The 18,144-nt window shown below is 72.6% G+C and carries 16 protein-coding genes; 3 read left to right on the top strand and 13 right to left on the bottom strand.

The genetic code is table 11. The features are described from left to right. Positions 1–13 precede the first annotated feature (13 nt). Genes MRBLWH11_RS09410 through MRBLWH11_RS09420 form a run of 3 tightly spaced genes read right to left on the bottom strand, consistent with a single transcriptional unit; the run spans position 14 to position 2,714 of the window. Positions 14–766 (bottom strand): LysR substrate-binding domain-containing protein, encoded by a 753-nt coding sequence (locus tag MRBLWH11_RS09410; RefSeq protein ID WP_341947690.1) that lies wholly within the window; start codon positions 764–766, stop codon positions 14–16. A gap of 47 nt (positions 767–813) precedes the next feature. Then, the gene (locus MRBLWH11_RS09415) at positions 814–1,152 is read right to left on the bottom strand and encodes a hypothetical protein (RefSeq protein ID WP_341947691.1); all 339 of its coding nucleotides are present in this window, start codon (positions 1,150–1,152) and stop codon (positions 814–816) included. After that, the gene (locus tag MRBLWH11_RS09420; protein WP_341947692.1) at positions 1,149–2,714 is read right to left on the bottom strand and encodes a PspC domain-containing protein; all 1,566 of its coding nucleotides are present in this window, start codon (positions 2,712–2,714) and stop codon (positions 1,149–1,151) included. Before MRBLWH11_RS09420 ends, MRBLWH11_RS09415 begins: the two co-directional genes overlap by 4 nt. Positions 2,715–2,828: 114 nt before the next feature. On the opposite strand from MRBLWH11_RS09420, the gene MRBLWH11_RS09425 reads away from it, so the two are divergent. Further along, entirely contained in the window at positions 2,829–4,118 is a 1,290-nt protein-coding gene (locus MRBLWH11_RS09425; protein WP_341947693.1) for a PspC domain-containing protein, read from the top strand. Further along, positions 4,111–4,770: a response regulator transcription factor gene (locus MRBLWH11_RS09430; protein ID WP_341947694.1), complete on the top strand. Its 660-nt coding sequence runs from the start codon at positions 4,111–4,113 to the stop codon at positions 4,768–4,770. The genes MRBLWH11_RS09425 and MRBLWH11_RS09430 overlap by 8 nt, the downstream gene beginning before the upstream one ends. Positions 4,771–4,793: 23 nt before the next feature. Here MRBLWH11_RS09430 and MRBLWH11_RS09435 read toward each other — a convergent pair whose 3' ends face one another. The 6 genes from MRBLWH11_RS09435 to MRBLWH11_RS09460 form a co-directional block, all read right to left on the bottom strand. Further along, positions 4,794–5,201: a DapH/DapD/GlmU-related protein gene (locus tag MRBLWH11_RS09435; protein ID WP_116635599.1), complete on the bottom strand. Its 408-nt coding sequence runs from the start codon at positions 5,199–5,201 to the stop codon at positions 4,794–4,796. 104 nt (positions 5,202–5,305) lie between these two features. Continuing rightward, on the bottom strand, positions 5,306–6,079 hold the full coding sequence (locus MRBLWH11_RS09440) for a DNA-formamidopyrimidine glycosylase family protein (RefSeq protein WP_341947695.1): 774 nt from the start codon (positions 6,077–6,079) through the stop codon (positions 5,306–5,308). After that, complete coding sequence (locus MRBLWH11_RS09445; protein WP_341947696.1) at positions 6,079–6,981, bottom strand: EI24 domain-containing protein; 903 nt, start codon at positions 6,979–6,981, stop codon at positions 6,079–6,081. Before MRBLWH11_RS09445 ends, MRBLWH11_RS09440 begins: the two co-directional genes overlap by 1 nt. A 15-nt stretch (positions 6,982–6,996) precedes the next feature. Continuing rightward, the gene (locus MRBLWH11_RS09450; RefSeq protein WP_116635602.1) at positions 6,997–7,263 is read right to left on the bottom strand and encodes a Txe/YoeB family addiction module toxin; all 267 of its coding nucleotides are present in this window, start codon (positions 7,261–7,263) and stop codon (positions 6,997–6,999) included. Beyond that, on the bottom strand, positions 7,260–7,508 hold the full coding sequence (locus MRBLWH11_RS09455; RefSeq protein WP_116635603.1) for a type II toxin-antitoxin system prevent-host-death family antitoxin: 249 nt from the start codon (positions 7,506–7,508) through the stop codon (positions 7,260–7,262). Before MRBLWH11_RS09455 ends, MRBLWH11_RS09450 begins: the two co-directional genes overlap by 4 nt. A 41-nt stretch (positions 7,509–7,549) precedes the next feature. Beyond that, entirely contained in the window at positions 7,550–12,193 is a 4,644-nt protein-coding gene (locus MRBLWH11_RS09460) for an ATP-dependent helicase (RefSeq protein ID WP_341947697.1), read from the bottom strand. Positions 12,194–12,281: 88 nt separating this feature from the next. Here MRBLWH11_RS09460 and MRBLWH11_RS09465 point away from each other — a divergent pair, with 88 nt between their 5' ends. Next, a complete protein-coding gene (locus MRBLWH11_RS09465; protein WP_341947698.1) occupies positions 12,282–12,692 on the top strand; it encodes a DUF6157 family protein in 411 nt (136 codons plus the stop codon). A 9-nt stretch (positions 12,693–12,701) separates the two neighbouring features. Here MRBLWH11_RS09465 and MRBLWH11_RS09470 read toward each other — a convergent pair whose 3' ends face one another. Genes MRBLWH11_RS09470 through MRBLWH11_RS09485 form a run of 4 tightly spaced genes read right to left on the bottom strand, consistent with a single transcriptional unit; the run spans position 12,702 to position 18,092 of the window. Further along, positions 12,702–14,027, bottom strand: coding sequence for a CHAT domain-containing protein (locus tag MRBLWH11_RS09470; RefSeq protein ID WP_341947699.1), 1,326 nt, complete (start codon positions 14,025–14,027; stop codon positions 12,702–12,704). Continuing rightward, positions 14,024–15,706 carry a hypothetical protein gene (locus MRBLWH11_RS09475; RefSeq protein WP_341947700.1) on the bottom strand — a complete coding sequence of 561 codons (1,683 nt, stop codon included), beginning with the start codon at positions 15,704–15,706 and terminating at the stop codon, positions 14,024–14,026. The genes MRBLWH11_RS09470 and MRBLWH11_RS09475 overlap by 4 nt, the downstream gene beginning before the upstream one ends. Continuing rightward, positions 15,703–16,767 carry a hypothetical protein gene (locus tag MRBLWH11_RS09480; protein WP_116635608.1) on the bottom strand — a complete coding sequence of 355 codons (1,065 nt, stop codon included), beginning with the start codon at positions 16,765–16,767 and terminating at the stop codon, positions 15,703–15,705. The genes MRBLWH11_RS09475 and MRBLWH11_RS09480 overlap by 4 nt, the downstream gene beginning before the upstream one ends. Continuing rightward, entirely contained in the window at positions 16,764–18,092 is a 1,329-nt protein-coding gene (locus tag MRBLWH11_RS09485; RefSeq protein WP_133192802.1) for a hypothetical protein, read from the bottom strand. The genes MRBLWH11_RS09480 and MRBLWH11_RS09485 overlap by 4 nt, the downstream gene beginning before the upstream one ends. Between the last annotated feature and the right edge of the window lie 52 nt (positions 18,093–18,144).

An 18,144-nucleotide genomic window follows, 5' to 3' on the forward strand; every position in this document is an offset into this window, starting at 1 on the left:
ACCGCCCGTGTCGTCACCGGGAGGAGTTCGCGGTGCGACCGCGCACGATTCCGACGAAGGTGTCGACGTCGGGCGTCGTGCGCTCGCGGGGCCAGACCAGGGCCACGGTCGACGTCGGCCCGTCGACCAGACGCCGGTGGTCGGCGTCCTTGCGGCGGTGCATCCGGGCCAACGACATCGGCACGATCAGGATGCCGACCCCGGATGCCGCGGTGGCGATCGCCTCATGCGTCGGCAGCGGCGCGAATGCGGCCGGGACGGTGCCCGGCAGATCGAGCGGGCCGAGCACGTCGTCGGTCAGGCCGATGACGACCTCGCCCTCCAGGTCGGTCGCGGTGAGCTCGTCGACGGCCATGAGGTGCGAATCGGCGGCGGCGACCACGACCGGGATCTCGTCGTACAGCGGGATGATGTGCAGGGACGGGTCGGTGAGCGGGAGCCGTACGAGGGCGGCGTCGAGCTCGTCGATCGCGGCACGCTGTCCGGCGACGTCGATCGGGACGAGTTCGAGCGGCACGCGCGGCATCCGCTGCTTCCACGCGTCGACCCACCTGCCCGGCGTCGCGCCCGGGACGACACCGAGCCGGAAGGTGCGCGGCTCCTCGGAGTCGGATGCGGGGGCGTCGAAGACGACCTTCTGGTCGGTCCTCGCGGTCTTGCGCGGAGGCTTCGGGGGCGGGAAGCGCTCGGCGGGAGCGGCCTTGTTCCGACGCACGGGGGTCGGCTTGCCGGTTCCGCGTCCGGGTCGTCGTGCCTGCTTCGCCATGGGGTCCAGGGTACCCGCCGGGGCGGACGACCCCGGCGGGCAGGCGCCTACTCGGCGGGAACGTGGCCGAGCGGATGCTGCTCGCCGCGGGCCGCGATCCCGCGCTGCACCCGGCGGAGCAGGGCCGACGCGCCCGCGACGAGCAGGAGCACCCCGATCGTCAGGATCAGGAGCGTCGTGATCGTGACGGGCGTGAGAGACAGCGCCCAGTCGGAGATGCCCGCTCGGCGGTCGTCGTCGGCGATCAGCCAGAGCGAGATCGCCGATACGGCGGCGAACAAGAGCCCCCAGATGATGGCCGCCCAGCGCGTGCGCGGCAGCGTCGGCGTCTCGGCGGGGAGAGCGGATGCGACGGTCGTCGCGGGGGTCGTCGTCGGGATGCTCATCGCTGGTCCTCTTCCTCGGGTTCGATGACGGTGATGTTGATCTCGCCGCTGGTCTGCGCGATGGTCACGCGCTGCACGGTGGTCGTCGTGGCGTTCTCCGCGCCGATGACCTCGGAGACGACCGATTCGCCGCCGCGCTCCGTGCCGGTCCAGATGCCGCTGTCGATGATCATGCCGGTGTCGGCCTCCACGCGGACCCAGCTCACGTCGGCGGTCCCGAGCGTGGCACGCAGATCGAGCTGCACGCCGGGATCGACCGAGATCCAGGTGCTGCCGGTGCCCTTCTCGACCACGATCGGTCGGGGCGCGCCATCGTGCCTGTTCAGGGTGATGGAGAGCTCTCCGAACGGTTGCCGCACGTGAGCGGCTTCGTTGTTGGAGATCGATGCCCAGCCGAGCGTCACGTCCTGGAAGGCGGAGAAGCCGCCGGCGACGAGCCCGCCCGCGAGCGTGAGCACGGTCGTGAAGGCGAGGAAGCCGCTCCGCCGACGGAACGCGCCGGCCACGATCATCCCGAGCGCGAGCACCAGGGCCGCGGACAGCAGGCCGAGCGCGCCGCCCGTGCCGTCTGCGCCGCTCCAGAGCCCGACGACGGCACCGGTCACGATCGCGAGGCCGATCACGGATGCGACGATCGCGAAGCCCGCGCGAGGGTTCGAGGCGCGGCGGATCCGGCGCCTCTCGGCGGCCTCCACGGCGAACACCGCGGCCTCGGCCTGGCGCTCGCGGCGGAGCTGGTCTCTGGCGGCGCGCTCGGCATCCTGCTGGCGGCGGCGCCAGGCCTGGTCCTGCTCCTTCCACGCCGTGTGCTGCACGCGCCACGCGGCGACGTCGGCGGGGTCCTGGACGCCGGCAGGCAGGGGCGCCGGGGGTGCGGGGGGAACCTCTCCGACGCCGTCGAACGGCTGTGCGGGTGCGGAGGTGGGTGCAGAAGCGGGTGCGGAAGTGGCGTCCGCCCCCTCGGCGGTACCCGAACCGACGAGGGGGGCGGACGCGGCCGGGGCCGCCTGATCTGCGGAAGCCATCGGCAGATCAGGCGCGGAAGCACCCGGGGTGCGGCTCGCAGCACGCACGATCAGGAAGAGCAGGCCGCCCACGACGACGAGGCCGACGATCCAGCCGAACAGCGCGAGCGCCGACCAGCTCTCGTAGCCGAACCCGAACAGCCGGCCGGTGAGCGGCGCCGTCGGGATGAGTCCGACGATCGCCATCCCCAGGATGCCGAGCTGCACCGGCTGGTAGTCCTGCCGGAGCAGGTCGCGGGCGTGGACCCGTCCGTCGACATCGGGCAGCAGGGCCCAGGCCACGGCGTAGAGGAAGATCACGGGCAGGCCGAAGAGCGCCGCGACCACGAGCACGCCGCGCACGATGAGCGGGTCGATGCGCAGCCGCGCCGCAATGCCTGCGGCGACTCCGCCGAGCCATCCGTCGGAGCGGGCGACGCCGAGACCGGCGACCCACAGGAGGAAGCGCTCGGCACCCTGCGGGGCGACCGGACCCGGGGAGCCTGCGCCGGGATCGGCGTGGTCGGCGGGGGGCGGAGGCGCAGTCGGAATCGTCATGATTCGATCCTGACGGTGGAGACTCCCTCCCTGCCATGGGGTGAACCCCTGAGCGACCCCTGATTCTGGTCGGGGGACGCCCCGGATGACCGGCCCGGATGATTGGATGTCGACATGTCCTCTTCGGCGCCCGCCTCCGCGCGACCCTCCCGCGTCGCGGCGTCCGAACGCGCGCCCCGACCCGCGCTGACGCGCGACCGCGACTGCCTGGTCTCCGGTGTGAGCGCCGGTCTCGCCCGTCACCTCGGCGTGCGCGTCTGGATGGTGCGCGCGCTCTTCCTCGCTCTCGCGGTGTGCGGCGGCGCGGGCATCCTCCTCTACGCCTGGTGCTGGACGTTCGCGCCGTGGGCGGAGGGCGAGGAATCGCCGTCGAGACGGATGCCTGTGGCCTGGCTGCTGCTCGCGCCGGCGGTCGTGGGCACGCTCATCGTCGTGTTCTGGCAGGCCCGCGGCGGCGGGATCGACGGAGCCGTCCCCTCGGACGCCGCCGCCGTCGTCGTGTTCGCCACCGTGGCCCTCGCGACCGGCGCAGGTCTCTGGGCGACCCTGATCGACCGGACCGACACGGCCCGCGGTCCGCGGCACACGATGACGCTGCGGATCCTCTCGGCCCTGCTCCTCGCGCTGCTGTTCGGCCTGCTCCTCACGAGCCCTGTGGGCAGCAGTGGGGTCGCGCTCGTGCTGATCCCGCTCGCCGGACTCCTCGCCGTCATCTCGTCGACGCTGATCCCGCGCTGGCGCGAGCTCGCGGGGGAGCGGGTCCGACGCATCCGCGAGGAGCAACGCAGCGAGATGGCCGCGCATCTGCACGACTCCGTGCTGCAGACCCTCGCGCTGATCCAGAACAGGGCCGGCGCGTCGAGCGAGGCGGCGCGTCTGGCGAGAGCGCAGGAGCGCGAGCTGCGCGCCTGGCTGTACGACGGCGACGCCCCCGCCGACAGCGACCTGGCGACCGACCTGCGCGACTACGCCGGGGGACTGGAGCTCGACTACCCGGTGCGGATCGACGTGGTGTCGGCCGGGTTGTCCACGGAGCGCGCGAGCGGCGAGCTCGCCGCCGCGGCACGCGAGGCGATGCTGAACGCCGCGCGGCATGCCGAGGGCGAGATCTCGGTGTACATCGAGGGCAGCGCGACCGGCGTGGACGTGTTCGTCCGCGATCGGGGCACTGGATTCCGGCTCGACGACGTGCCGAGCGACCGGCTGGGTGTGCGCGAGTCGATCATCGGGCGCATGCGGCGCGCCGGCGGCTCCGGCACCCTGCGCAGCGACGAGAACGGCACCGAGGTGCATCTGCGCATCACGACGGCGCCGCGCGGCGCAGCGGCCCCGTACCCGGCGGGCCCGCCGCAGGACGAGCCGACGGCGCAGAGTCGCCGCGAAGAGGAGGGCGACCGTGGCTGACAGCATCCGGATCGTGATCGTCGACGACCATTCGATCTTCCGCTCCGGCCTCCGCGCCGATCTCGACGCGACCGTCGACGTGGTCGGGGAGGCCGCCGACGTGCCGTCGGCGATCGCGGTGATCCGCGAGACGCAGCCCGACGTCGTGCTGCTCGACGTGCATATGCCCGGCGGAGGCGGCGACGACTCCACGGGCGGGGAGTCCGTCATCCGGGGGTCGATGCCGGTGGCGTCCCGGTTCCTCGCGCTGAGCGTGTCGGATGCCGCCGCCGACGTGGTGCGGGTGATCCGGGCCGGGGCCCGCGGATACATCACCAAGGGGTCGTCCGGTGCCGAGGTGAGCCGCGCCGTGCACGCCGTGGCCGGCGGCGATGCGGTGTTCTCGCCGAGGCTCGCGGGTTTCGTCCTCGACGCCTTCGGCGCGGTCGCCGGAGAGATCGCCACCGCGACCGACGAGCTCGACCGCCTCTCGGCGCGCGAGCAGGAGGTCATGCGGCTGATCGCTCGCGGCTACGCCTACAAGGAGGTCGCCTCGGAGCTCTTCATCTCGATCAAGACGGTCGAGACCCACGTGTCGTCGGTGCTGCGCAAGCTGCAGCTCTCGTCACGGCACGAGCTCACCGTGTGGGCGTCGGAGCGTCGCCTGCTCTGAGGGTCGGCGATGCCTCCGCGCGTTCAGGCGGCGAGCCAGAGGCCCTTCGACGTCGTGGCGACGGTGAGTCCGGCGGCGACCGTCTCGTCGTCGCCGATGCGTGCGCCGCGGACGATGCGCGCTCCGGGTCCGACCTCGGTGCGGACACCGACGTACGCGTTGTCGCCGACGGCGGCACCCTGACCGATGTGCGCGTGCGCCTCGATGTGCGCACCCTCGCCGATCACGGCATCCGGTTCGATCCACGCGCCGCGAGCGATGGTCGCTCCGGCGCCGATGCGCGCGCCCGGTTCGATGTACGCGCCGGCTTCGACGTGCGCCTTCGGGTGCACCTTGGCTCCATGCGCGACGAGACCGCGACCGTTGGCGTGCTTGCGGTACCGCAGCGTCGCTCCCTGGTCGTTCTCGATGTCGACGTAGTTCTTGCCCACGATTCCTCCCGTGTTCCGGAGTTTCCCCGGATATATCAACAACCACAGGACGCGCGGATTCATTCCCGCGGATGGATGTGTGTCGGCGGGGTCGGAGAACCGCGTCAGCGCTGGCAGAACGGGCACCAGAACGTGATGCGCTCCCGGGGCGGATCGGCGCCGAGCTCGCCGCGCAGGACCTTCGTTCCGCAGCGTCGGCAGGGGCGGCCGGACCGTCCGTACACCCACGCGGCCTGGCCGGGCCGGTCGATGCCGGTGAACGTGCGGGAGGGGCGATCGCGATTGGCGCGGATGGTGCGGACGCCGAGCGAGAGGAGGGCGGCGACGTCGACCTCCGGTGTCGGGGTCGTCGGAAGGATTCCTCGCAGGAACAGGAGTTCCGCCGCGTACTCGTTCCCGAACCCCGCGACGTTGCGCTGGTCGAGGAGGGCGACGTGGATGCTGCGCGTGTCAGCGCCCAGGCGGCGGACGGCCTCGGCCATGTCCCAGTCGTCGGCGAGCGGATCGGGTCCCAGATATCCGACGAGCTCAGCCTCGTCGCGGGTCGGCACGACCTCGATCTCGGCGATGTCCACGCCGACGGCTTCGCGTTCGGCCGTCCCGACGATGGCCCTCACCTTGAACGCCGGATGACGCCACTTCTCGCCCGGACGGTAGACGAACCAGGCGCCGTCCATGCGCAGATGGGAATGGAGCGTGCTGTCGCCGATGCGGAGCAGCAGATGCTTGCCGCGCGAGGCCGCGCCATGGACCGGCTGACCGGTGAGGTCGAGGGTCGCGAAGCGCGGCACCCGGAGGTCGAAGCGCGTGACCTCGCCCCCGGCCAGCGCGTCGTCGAGGCGCCGCGCCGTGCGGAAGACGGTGTCGCCCTCGGGCATCAGGAGGCTCCGGGCGTGTTCGGGAGCGCATGGGTGCCTGAGCCCGGGACCTGGGGCCCTGAGCCCTCGACCTGGGTCCCTGAGCCCGCGACCTGGGTCCCTGACCCCGCGACCTGGGGCCCTGAGCCCGGGACCTGGGGCCCCGAGCTTGTCGAATGGCCCGAGGGAAGGGCGGTCCGGGCGAGCATGTCGCGCGCGAGCATCGTGCTCCCGGCGACGGCCACCGGCATCACGACGACGGCACCGCCGGGGATGAGGAAGCAGAGCTGGGTGGCGACGCCGAACCCGAGCACCCGGGCACGGCTCCCCGAGAACAGGGTCGCGCGATCGGCGGGGGAGAGGTCGCGGGCATCGAAGGCGCGGCCGGTGAGCTCGCGCGCGAGAAGCCGCCCGGTGAGGACCACACCGGCCACCGGGCCCAGGAATCCGCCGACGGCAGGGATGAGGCCGATGAGCAGCACGAGGATCGCGATCAGGATGCCGAGCACCACCAGCCGCAGACCTTCCGCCACGGTGGTCCAGAAGCCCCCGCCGTCCTCCGGCGGGGCATCGCCGAGCTCGACCTCGACCGCGTGCCAGATGCGCTGATAGAACGGGTCGCCGATCGTCAGGGTCAGCGCGGTGAACACGGCGCTGGACAGCGCGAGCGCCGCGACGACGACCACGAACCCGACCGCACCGCGGACCAGGCCCTTCCACGGCGCCGGCCATTCCTCGGCGAAGGGCGTGATCCAGGCCGCGATCGAGGTCATGTTGAGGGCCAGGGGGATCAGCACCGCTCCCAGGACGACGATCGTGATGATCGCGGGGATCAGACCGAGGTTCATCAGTCCCGGGCGCGTGCGCCACAGGCCGAACCCGCGGAGCAGGGTGCGGATGCCGGCGGCGAACTCTCGGATCATGGCTCTCAGCGTAGGTCAGTAGTGGTAGCGGGCTTGCAGGATCGTGACGTGGTGATCCGTCGCGGTGTAGACGAGGCGGTTCGTCTCGTCTACACGCCGCGACCAGGCCCCTGCCAGGACGTGCTTCAGCGGCTCGGGCTTGCCGACTCCGTCGAACGGATCGTCTCGGAGCACGTCCGCGATGAGCATGTTGATGCGCTTGAGAGAGCGTCGATCCTGCGTCTGCCAGTAGACGTAGTCCTCCCGGCCCTCGGCGGTCCAGACGAGGAGTCGCTGACTCATGCCTCGGAAAGTTCGTGCTCCGCGACGTCGCCCGCCCGGGCGGCCGCGAGGGCGGACAGGAGGCGGTTCGCATTCGCGGGGGACCGGAGGAGGTGCGTGGTCTCGATGAGCGAGTCGTACTCGGCCTTCGACATGAGGACGGCAGAGCCCCGGCGCGACGTGATCTCCACCTCGGAGTGATCGAGGTTCACGCGCTCGATGAGCCCGAAGAGGTCTCGTCGTGCTTCGCTGGTGGTGATGGCCATATCGGTCCCTTCTCGTACCATATATGGTACCACTCCAACGTTCAGACGGCCTTGCGAAGGGTGTAGCCGCGAGGCGTCGCCACGAAGCCGGCCTCCTGCAGGGCGAGGGCGAGCTCGGTCCCGTAGACGCCCTCGCCGTCGATCTTCTCCACGGTGAGCGTGTCGAGCCGGCGGGCCCGCGCCGTCGCCGCGAGGTCGGACGCCGCCGCGCGCAGCACGGCGCCGTCGTCGCTGAACGAGAGCACGGTGCGGCCGCCGCGCTCGAGGTAGAGCACGAGCGCTCCGTCGACGAGGACGACGAGACCGCCGGCCTTGCGCCCGGGGCGATGCGACACCTCGTCGCGCTTGGGCCACCCGAGCGCGGCGCCGTACGGGTTGGCCGGGTCGGTCGCAGCCAGGGTCACGGCGGCGCGCGGAGGCGGATCGGCGAGCCCGGCGTAGGTGCGCAGTCGATCGACCGTGGCGGATGCCGCGAACTGCGCCGCGCCCAGCCGCTCGATCACATAGCCGCGACGGCAGTGCCCGGCCTCCTCGAAGCCCGCGAGCACGCGGTACGCCTGGGCGAATCCGCCGGGAACACCCTCGGATTGCACGGCGCCCCGCGTGACGACGCCGTAGCGGTCGAGGAGCAGTCCTGCGGTGACGGTCGCGCGACGGGCGGCATCCGTCTCGATCGTGGGCAGCACCGACCAGCGTCCGCCGATCGATGCGGGCCGCGGGGCGGTGCGGGTGAGCGACATGCCCCGGTACGTGCGGGCCCGGGGGGCGCGGCGGGTGACCTTATGCGCCTGCGAACCGCCGGCGAGCAGGGAGCGGATCGGTGCGAAGGTGTCGTTCGTGACGTGCCCCGACCAGGTGAGGTTCCACAGGGCCTCGAGCACGGACTGCTCGTTCTCGGCGGAGGCCATCTCCTTCAACTGGCTCGCGAAGTACGCGCCGCCCGCCTGGAGCGCGGCGAGGACGCGTGCCTCCAGCGAATCGGTCGCGATCTCGGCGTCGGGCTCCGGGAGCGTGAACGGCGCGAGATCAGCCGGGTGCAGAGAGACCCAGCCATCGCGACCGGGCAGCGTGCCGTGGCCCGACCAGATCACCTCGCCGGCCGTCGTCAGCTCGTCGAGCATGGTGGGGGAGTAGTCGCGGACGCGCGACGGGAGCACCAGGGACTCCCAGGCGCTCGCCGGGATCGGGACGCCGGCGAACTGCTCGATCACAGTGAGCACCCCGTCGAGGCCCTCGAGCGGACGCCCCAGGTGCTGCCAGTCAGGCAGGAAGCGCGCGTACGCCTCGGGGGAGACCGGCTCGACTGATCCGCGGATCGCCGCGAGCGACCGCATGCGCAGGCGCCGCAGCACCTCGGTGTCGCACCACTCGATGTCGGACCCGGAACCGGCGGCCTCGGGAAGGAAGTACCCGCTCGTGAGCCGACCGGCGTTCTCGAGACGCTGGAGGGTGTGTCGGGCGACGGCCGCGCCGATGCCGAAGCGGGTGGCGACGGCATCCGTCGTGAAAGGTCCGTGGGTGCGGGCATGCCGGGCGACGAGGTCGCCGAGCGGATCGGCGAGCGGCTCGAGGAAGGCGACCGGGATGCCGGTGGGAAGCGCGGCGCCGAGCGCGTCGCGGAGGCGCCCGGCGTCTTCGATCGCCGCGACACGGCTCACTCCGCCGATCGTCACGGGAATCGCGCGGCGGGTGGTGATCAGCTCATCGAGAAGAGCGGATGCCGAGGAGCTGACCGTCTCCGGATCGAGGCGCGCGGCGACCTCGTCGGCATCGAGCGGGCCGAGCATGCGCAGCAGATCGGCGATGCCCTCGAGGCCGCGGGCGCGCCGCTCCGGGTCGAGCCGCTGAGCCTCGCGCTCGAACTGCGCGATGACGTCGGGGTCGAGGAGCTCGCGCAGCTCGACCGTGCCGAGCAGCTCGCCCAGCAGAGCCGGGTCGACCGAGAGCGCGGCGGCGCGGCGTTCGGCGAGCGGCGAGTCGCCCTCGTACATGAAGGCGCCGACGTACCCGAACAGCAGGTCGCGGGCATACGGCGAGGGCTGGCCGGGCTGCGTCTCGACCAGGCGGATGCGGCGGTCGGCGATCGAGGTCGCGAGTCTGCGCAGCGACGGGAGGTCGTACACGTCTTGCAGCACCTCGCGGAGCGTCTCGAGGATGACCGGGAACGTGGGATGACGCCGGGCGACCTCGAGCAGCTGCGCCGAGCGCTGGCGCTGCTGCCAGAGCGGACTGCGGCGGTTCGGGTTCGTGCGGGGCATGAGCAGGGCGCGTGCCGCGCACTCGCGGAAGCGCGAGGCGAACAGCGCGGAACCGCCGACCTCCTGCGTGACGAGGACCTCGAGCTCGTCGGGGTCGAACACGAACAGCTCGGCGCCCGGCGGCTCGGCCTCGGCGTCCGGGATGCGCACGATGATGCCGTCGTCGCTCGCGACCGCCGAACCCTCGACGCCGAGGCGCTCGCGCATGCGGGCGTTGATCGCCAGAGCCCAGGGCGCGTGCACCTTCATGCCGTACGGCGAGTGCAGGATCACACGCCAGTCGCCGACCTCGTCGTGCCCGCGCTCGACCGTGAGGGTGCGATCGGTCGGCAGGGTGCCGGTGGCCTCTCGCTGTTCGGTGAGGTGGGCCATGAGGTTGGTGCGCGCCTGCTCGTCGAGGCCCGCCTCGATGAGACGCTGCGCCGCCTTCTCGGGGGTCGCCGCCGCGACCTCGCGGGAGAACTTGCCCAGGGCCTCGCCGAGCTCGAACGGGCGCCCGATGCCGTCGCCGTGCCAGAACGGCACCTTGCCGGGCTGCCCGTAGGCCGGGATCACGTTGACGCGGTCGTGCGTGATCTCGGCGATCCGCCAGCTGGTGGTGCCGAGCGTGAAGACGTCGCCGACCCGCGACTCGTAGACCATCTCCTCGTCGAGCTCGCCGACGCGGCGGCCGGCGCCCTCGCCCGCGACGAAGACGCCGAAGAGCCCGCGGTCGGGGATCGTGCCGCCGCTGGTCACCGCGATCCGCTGCGCGCCCGGACGCCCGGTGAGGGTGCCGGCATCGCGGTCCCAGACCAGCCGCGGGCGGAGCTCGGCGAACTCGTCGGAGGGGAACCGACCCGCGAGCAGGTCGAGCGTCGCCTCGTAGGCCGAGCGCGGCAGCGACTGGAAGGGCGCCGAGCGGCGGACCGTCTCGAACCACTCCTCGACGCTGATCGCGCCCAGCGCGCTCGCCGCGACGGTTTGCTGGGCGAGGATGTCGAGCGGATTGCGCGGCACCTGGATCGCCTCGATCCGGCCCGCGAGCATCCGCTCGGTCACGATCGCGGTGTGCAGCACGTCGCCGCGATGCTTGGGGAACAGGGCCGCGCGGCTGATCTCGCCGACCTGGTGGCCCGCACGCCCGACGCGCTGCAGACCGGATGCCGCGGACGGCGGCGCCTCGACCTGGATCACGAGGTCGACCGCGCCCATGTCGATGCCGAGCTCGAGGCTGCTCGTCGCGACGACGCAGCGGAGTACGCCCGACTTCAGCTCCTCCTCGACCTGGGCCCGCTGCTCCTTCGAGACGGACCCGTGGTGCGCCTTGGCGAGCACCGGATCGGCGCCCGCGGTCGCGCCCGCCTGGGCCATCATCGCGGCGGGGACGGTGGCGGCAGGCAGCGCGGCCCCGATGCGCTCGGAGTAGATCTCGTTGAGGCGGCCCGTCAGCCGCTCGGCGAGCCGCCGGGAGTTCGAGAACACGATCGTCGAGTTGTTCTGCAGGATGCGGTCGACGATCGCCTCTTCGACGTGCGGCCAGACGGAACCCGTCACCTCGGTGTATTCCGCGTCTTCCGCGGGCGGGGTCCCTGAGCTTGTCGAAGGGCCCGGCGGCGGCGGGGGATTGGTCATGTCGTCCATCGGCACGACCACCGAGAGCTCGAAGGTCTTCGACGCCGGAGGGGCGACGATGTCGACGGGAGCCGAACCCCCGAGGAATCGGGCGACCTCGTCGATCGGGCGCACGGTCGCGGACAGGCCGATGCGCTGCGCCGCGGTCGCGTTGCCGTGCGAGGCGCGCAGGGCGTCGAGGCGCTCCAGGCTCACCGCGAGGTGCGCACCGCGCTTGGTCGCCGCGACCGCGTGCACCTCGTCGATGATCACGGTGTGCACGTCGCGCAGAGTCTCGCCGGCGCGACTGGTGAGCATCAGATACAGCGACTCGGGGGTCGTGATGAGGATGTCGGGCGGGTCGGAGACGAGCTTGCGTCGATCGCTCGAGGTGGTGTCACCCGACCGGACGCCGACCGTGACCGACGGCGCGGGCAGACCGAGGCGCCTGGCCGACTGGCCGATGCCGATGAGCGGGGAGCGGAGGTTGCGCTCGACATCGACGCCGAGGGCCTTCAACGGCGAGATGTAGAGGATGCGGGTGCGCGCGGCATCCTTCTTCGGCTTCTCTGACTTCTCGAGCTTCTCGGACAGCGACGGCTTCCCCTGCGTCCCTGAGCCTGTCGAAGGGTCCATGTGCTCGCGGAACACGCTGTCGATCGCCCAGAGAAAGGCCGACAGGGTCTTTCCCGAACCGGTCGGAGCGACCACGAGCGCGTGCTTGCCGGCGGAGATCGCGTCCCACGCGCCGGCCTGGGCCGGCGTGGGCGCGGGAAACGCACCCCGGAACCAGTCCTGCGTGGCCGGAGTGAAGCGCTCGAGCACATCCCCCATCCGTCCATCTTCCCCGAGACCACCGACATCGGGGCGGGGATTGACGGCGCACGCGACGGATGTCCGACCTGTGCGCGATGCTGAGGCCATGGTGACGCACACGACGAACTATCGCGAGACCTTCATCGAGGTCGCAGAGGACTGCCCCACCGACCACGCGGAGGAGCCGCCGCTGGCGGATTCGCCGTCGATCGCCGCCCTGCATCATCGCCTGATCGTGGAACAGCCCTACAGTCGCACCTCCGACGACGTGATCTTCGAGACGCATGCACTCCGGCGGGGCATCGCCGTCGACGACGCCGCGGCACGCGAGGAGTTCTTCTCGAAGGGGCAGCCGTGTCTGCGCTCCTCGCCCCTCGGCAAGCGCTACGGCTGGGGCATCCATCATGACGCCGAAGGCCGCGTGGCGCTCGTGCCGCGCGAATCCGAGCAATACGAGCTGCTCGCCGCCGACCCCGCGCTCGCCCACACGAAGGCGATGAGATCGAGACGTGTGTGAGACCTGCCGTCAGAGCCGTGCCGGTGCCGGGGCCCACGCGGTCGCGAACGCGGCCCAGATGATCGGCGAGTGACGAGGGTCGCCGGTCGAGGTCCAGAGTTCCCGCCGCTCTCGCTGCCAGGCTCCGAGCGCACTGATCGGGTCGTCCTGCTCGTGCGCCGCGTTCACGGCGACGATCGCCTCGGTCAGCATCCCCTCGGCGCGCTCGCCGAGACCCGGCACGAGACGGCGCAGCCCCGCCTCCGTGGGCAGCGTCCATCGCGTGGCGGTCACGTACTCCGCGCCGCTGTGCAGGAAGGCGGCCACGAGTCCGGTGGGCTCGGCGAAGCGCAGGTCCGTGCCGGAGTCGCACGCGATCAGGGCCACCCGGTTCGGTGCGCGGAGGGGTGCGAGACCTGCTCCGCCCAGCGCGATCTCGGCGGCGGAGTACGGCCGATGCGCTCCGATGAGCGGGGTGCTGCCCGGGGCATCTGCGCCGTCCGAAAGATGCAGCCGCGCGTCCAGGGCGTGCGTCGACGCGGTGACGTGCCCGACATAGAGGAGTCTCCCCGCATCGACCACCGCATCCGCGAGGGCGAGACGACCGATGTCCGCCCGGCGGAACGTCTCGCCGAACGGCACCCGTCGGGGTCCGAGGTCGGTGATCGCCCTCGCCAGCGGCGACCCCTCGGACACGGGACCCAGCACGCTCCCCAGCTCTCCGGTCGCGGAGAACCCGGGCACCACGGGGTCCAGCACGGCAGCCACGGGCGACGAGGGGGACCACGGCGATATCGTGCGCGCGGGATCATTGCGCAGCGTCGCCGGCAGCAGCACCGAGACATCGGCCAGGTCGATGCCGCGTTCGCCGCCCGAGATGCTCATCAGCTCCCACGGCACCTGCGCGGTCGACGGCGACAGCTGCACCCGCAGGAGCGGTCGGAGCCCGGCCTGTGCGAGCGTGTTCAGCTCGGCGCTCAGCCACGACGGGACCAGCACAGAGGCGAGCTGGGCCGCGAGGGACTGCTCGCGCTCGGGATCGAGCAGCGCACCATCCGTGAGTGCGCGCTGCAGCGCCTGAAGCCCGCTCTCGCCCGGCAGAGGGGAGGGAAGCGCCTGCGCGAGCTCGTCCATGACCGGTGCGACGTGCGCGCGCGGGATGATCGTCATGCGCGGCGAGCTGCGCTGGTGCTCCCACACCCAACTCACGAGCAGGTCGTCGGCGTCGATGTAGCGCAGCCGGGCGGTCGGACGGACGCCGGGCGGCAGGTCGGTCAGCACGGCGTCGCCGTCGGTCCGGGTCATCGGCAGCGGGGCGCCCAGCTGCGGGATGTCGCGCCAGTTGCCCCCGCTCACCACGTCGCCACCACCGTCGTCGATCGCAGGGTCATGCCGTACTCGGCCTCTGCCGTGTCGATCCAGGCAGCGAGCACGGGGGCTGCCCCCGGCATCGCGACGACGCGCGGCGGTGGCGCGAACCGGACGGATGCCGTCGCCGACGCACCGCCCGCCAGCCCGCCTGCCAGCCCGGCGGCCGCGGCGGGCAGCTGGTCGAGGTCGTCGGAAGGCCGCGCGTCGGAAGGCGCGTCGGGTTCGGACGGGGGCTCAGAAATCCGGAAGGGCAGCAGCGCGCCGGTGGAGGGCGCGGTGTCGGCGGTCTCTGCGACCGCCTGCAGCGTGACGGCGGCGGCCGCGTTCTCCACGAGCTCGAACAGCAGCGCGGCGTCTCCGAGCGTGCGCGCCAGCCGGAACGCCAGCTCGCGTGCGGGCGCCGCGACCTGCAGGCTCCAGCGCTCGCGCGTGCCCCCGGGGGCGAAGCCGTCGCGGAGCGCTTCGGTGACGAGCAGCACGGGGACGGCCAGATCGCGCGCCTTCTCCAGGCGCAGCATCCGAGACCGCGAGGTGATCGACATGGCGGCCCATTCGGCGTGCATCTCGGCGCGGCGCAGATTCACCCGCGCGCGCTCGCTCGCGGAACGGGTGAGGTCGAGGGCCGCCCGGTAGGCGTCGTCCGCCGCCGGGTACCGGTGCCGCGCCGACTCCGCGTCGCCCAGGAACGCCTGTGCCTCGAGTCGCTCGTGCACCGCGGCATCCTGCCCGAGGTCGTTCAGCAGGACGCGCAGGGTCTTGGCGGCGGCGCCCGCACGGCCGGCCTGCAGCTGCACGGCGGCGAGCCCCGTGCGGCTGGCGGCGAGCCGCGTCTTCAGGCCGATACGCCCGGCGAGCTCGGCCGCCTTCCGGAATCCGTCCTCCGCCTCGCGGTGCCTGCCCGCCTGCATCGCCTCCCGCGCGAGGTTCTCGATCGCGAGCTGTCGGCCGGTGGCATCACCGCCGAGCTCCTGGGCGTGCTGCGCGAGCTGCAGATACTCGCGCGCGGCGGCATCGTCGCCGGTGCGCTGGGCGATCACGCCGAGGTTGGCGTACGCGTGTCCGGAGAGCTCGGGGCCGACCGTCACGGCGATGGCCAGGCCGCGCTTCGCCTCGTCCTCGGCCTCCTGCAGGCGGCCGGTCATGATCAGCGCCGCGGTGCGGGCGTTGTGCACCGCGAAGGCGAGCAGGTCGTGCTGGTCGACCTCGTCGTCGGCAGGGTCGTCGAGCCGGGCCTCGGCATCGGCGATGCCGTCGAGCGCCTCGTCGAGGCGATCCATGAGCGTCAGGGTCTGTGCGCGCGACAGCATCCCGTTGATCTGCACCGTGCGGGTCGCACGCTCGTCGCCGATGAGGGCGATGGCCTGCGCGGCCGCGTCGAGCCCCTCGTCGGTGAGGCGGAGGGCGCCGTCGAGGTCCCCGCCGAACTCGTGGGCCGAGGCCAGATTCAACAGTGCTCGCGCGCGGAGATCGAGCCCCTCGCCGTCGATGTCGTCCACCCGTGTGAGCGCCACCGCCTCGCGCAGCTTCGCGGCCCCTTCGTCGACGCGCCCCTCGTGCAGCAGCATCGCGGCCGCGTTGTTGATGTCGCGCCCGCTCTTCCAGCGGGCCGTCGCCGGAATGCGTCCGCGGATCGCGCTCGGTGGCCGGGCCTCCTCGTCGCTCACCGGCTCGCCCCTGCGCTGCGCTCCGCGAGCGACGTGCTCGGAGACTCGAGGCGATCGGCGGCGAACCGGATCACGGTGTCGCGAGCCTCGGCGGTCTCCGGCGCTCCCGGCGACGGCGCCAGCACCGGATCGTGGACCCAGAGGGTGCGTTCGCCGGCGGGGAGGAAGGCGACGGATGCCGGCACATCGGTCTCGCCGGAGAACCGGTCGCCGACGCGTTCGAGAGCGAGATCGACCGCGGAATCCGACGGTCCGAACCGCGCCGCGAGCGTCGTCGCCGCGACATCGGCGTCGACCGCCGGGACCTCGACGCGCAGCGTCATGCGTCCGTCGTGCTGCCGCAGCCACCAGCGCGCCTCGCCCTCGGCGTCGACGGACTGGGCGGGGACGTCGGCCCAGCGCACGGCATCCGCACCCGTCGCGAGCTCGATCCCGGCCGAGGCGGGCCCTGCACCACCCGCCGCGAGCGCCCATTCCTCCCGGGCGGTCGTGACGGGCAGGAGGGCGATGCCGTGGTCGTCGGCCAGTTCGGCGAGTTCCGCCGATACGGCCGCGCCGTCGGGAGCGAGGGCGAGTGGGAGCGCCGCGAGCCGGGAGGCGGCATCGGCCGCATCTCGCAGGGCGTGCTCGACGGCATCCTCGTCGTCGAGAAGATGCGAGACGAGGTGGCTCGTCAGCGCGATCTCCGCCGCGAGCAGTGCGGGGTCGAGGGCGGGGATCCGTGCGCCCGCCGGCCACCACGCGCGCGCCCATGCCAGGTGCCCGAGCCGGAGCACGGCCTCGACGATGCCGGGATCGGCGTCCGCGATCTCGACGGCCGCGTCCGATTCCGACGACGCGGCAGCGGCGACCGCCGGACCGTAGACGTCGGCGAGCCATCCGCTCGCCGCCGCGATGTCGTCGATGTCGGCATCCGGCCAGTTCGCCCCCGCGGTCGCGTCCCAGTGCAGCAGTGCGCCGGCGCCCTCGACGATCGCCGTCAGGAACGAGGGATCCTCTACCCCGGAGACTCCGGACGAGAGGTGCGCGACCCCGTCGCGCACCCGGATCAGCGTGCTCACGCCGCCTCCGATCCGATGGCCCCGACAGCTCCGCGGCCCATCGCGACCTTCAGCCGCTGACGCTGATCCATCACGACCGAGCGGAGCACGCCGTCGAGCAGATCCCACAGATCATCCGCCGCGATCGCCTGATCGCGCAGCTCCCGTCCGTGCAGGCGCACCCAGAGCCGCCGCAGATAGCCGCGGCGCACGTCGCGGACGTCGGCGACGACGGATGCCGGCACCCCGCTGAACTCGATCGGCAGCCGCAGCGCCCGCCGTACATAGGCTTCACGCCGCCAGCGCGCGGCGAGCCGGCGGTGCGCGGCGGTGAGACGCTGCGCGTCGATCACCTCGGCCGCCTCGAGAGCACGACTCGCCTCGACGCCGAGCACCATCGCCACGCGGCTCTCCTCCTCGCCGAGCTCCCACGCGCGTGCCGACCGGAGGATCTCCTCTTCGACGAGTCCGCGGGCGTCGACGGCCAGCTCAGGGGCGGCACCGCCGGACAGGGCGGCGAACAGCCGCTCGAAGATCGACCGGTCGAACGGGAGCGGCAGATCGCGCTTCGAGGCCGTCCCGCCGAGAGAGGGCAGCAGCGGCGCGGGGTTCCGCGTCAGTCCCAGCGCCCGGGCCGCGCCGTCGCCGTCGAGCGCGGACGCGGCCGCTGTCCCGGCATCCGCCTCGATCAGCGCGGCGAAGTCCGCGTCGGGTCCGTCGCCGGTGCAGGCGTCGAGAGCTCGCGCGATCGCGTCGAGCGCGACCGGGTGCGCCCCGGGAGTCGGACGCGATGCCCAGGCGTCGGCGAGCTCGGCGACCAGCCGCGGGGTCTCGTCCCCGTCGCGCAGCAGCTGCCGCACCTGCGCGAGCAGCGAGTCGCCGGACGCCTGCGCGATCTCCGACACGACCTCGCGGGCCACGGCATCCGCATCGTGACTCGGGGCCCCGGCGTTGCGGGCGAGTTCGTAGCACCGCTGGAAGTACTTCTCCTGCGGATTGCCCTCGGTGATGCGCAACCGCCGCCGCGCGGCCTTGAGCTCCAGGAACCAGGCGGACGCCGCCGCCAGCTCGACGCGCGCGGCGCGGATGCGGTCCCGGAGCTCGTCGGCGGCCTCGGCGGTCAGCGTGCCGCCCGCGAGACCGGGATTCTGCACGGGGCGGATCACCAGCGGGTCGAGGATGAGCTTCATCGTGCGCGCCAGCGGGCGCCCGGAGCCGTTGCTGAACGGGGCGACGCCGTCGCCCAGCTCCTGCCATGCCTGCGCGATCACCTGGGCCCGCGGATACAGCGCGACCACCGCATCGACGTCGGCGCTCACAGGTGTGAGCTCGGCAGGCGCACTCATGTCGCCAGCCTATAGAGAGAGGGTCCGCTCGGGCGCGCACGACGGAGAACCC

The sequence above is a fragment of the Microbacterium sp. LWH11-1.2 genome, from assembly GCF_038397745.1.
Taxonomy (GTDB): domain Bacteria; phylum Actinomycetota; class Actinomycetes; order Actinomycetales; family Microbacteriaceae; genus Microbacterium.

Excerpts from the sequence above, each read along its gene's own strand:
- MRBLWH11_RS09485 (WP_133192802.1), bottom strand. The coding sequence starts at position 18,092 with ATGAGTGCGCCTGCCGAGCTCACACCTGTGAGCGCCGACGTCGATGCG.
- MRBLWH11_RS09465 (WP_341947698.1), top strand. The coding sequence starts at position 12,282 with ATGGTGACGCACACGACGAACTATCGCGAGACCTTCATCGAGGTCGCA.
- MRBLWH11_RS09425 (WP_341947693.1), top strand. The coding sequence starts at position 2,829 with ATGTCCTCTTCGGCGCCCGCCTCCGCGCGACCCTCCCGCGTCGCGGCG.
- MRBLWH11_RS09415 (WP_341947691.1), bottom strand. The coding sequence starts at position 1,152 with ATGAGCATCCCGACGACGACCCCCGCGACGACCGTCGCATCCGCTCTC.
- MRBLWH11_RS09440 (WP_341947695.1), bottom strand. The coding sequence starts at position 6,079 with ATGCCCGAGGGCGACACCGTCTTCCGCACGGCGCGGCGCCTCGACGAC.
- MRBLWH11_RS09455 (WP_116635603.1), bottom strand. The coding sequence starts at position 7,508 with ATGGCCATCACCACCAGCGAAGCACGACGAGACCTCTTCGGGCTCATC.
- MRBLWH11_RS09450 (WP_116635602.1), bottom strand. The coding sequence starts at position 7,263 with ATGAGTCAGCGACTCCTCGTCTGGACCGCCGAGGGCCGGGAGGACTAC.
- MRBLWH11_RS09420 (WP_341947692.1), bottom strand. The coding sequence starts at position 2,714 with ATGACGATTCCGACTGCGCCTCCGCCCCCCGCCGACCACGCCGATCCC.
- MRBLWH11_RS09460 (WP_341947697.1), bottom strand. The coding sequence starts at position 12,193 with ATGGGGGATGTGCTCGAGCGCTTCACTCCGGCCACGCAGGACTGGTTC.
- MRBLWH11_RS09410 (WP_341947690.1), bottom strand. The coding sequence starts at position 766 with ATGGCGAAGCAGGCACGACGACCCGGACGCGGAACCGGCAAGCCGACC.
- MRBLWH11_RS09445 (WP_341947696.1), bottom strand. The coding sequence starts at position 6,981 with ATGATCCGAGAGTTCGCCGCCGGCATCCGCACCCTGCTCCGCGGGTTC.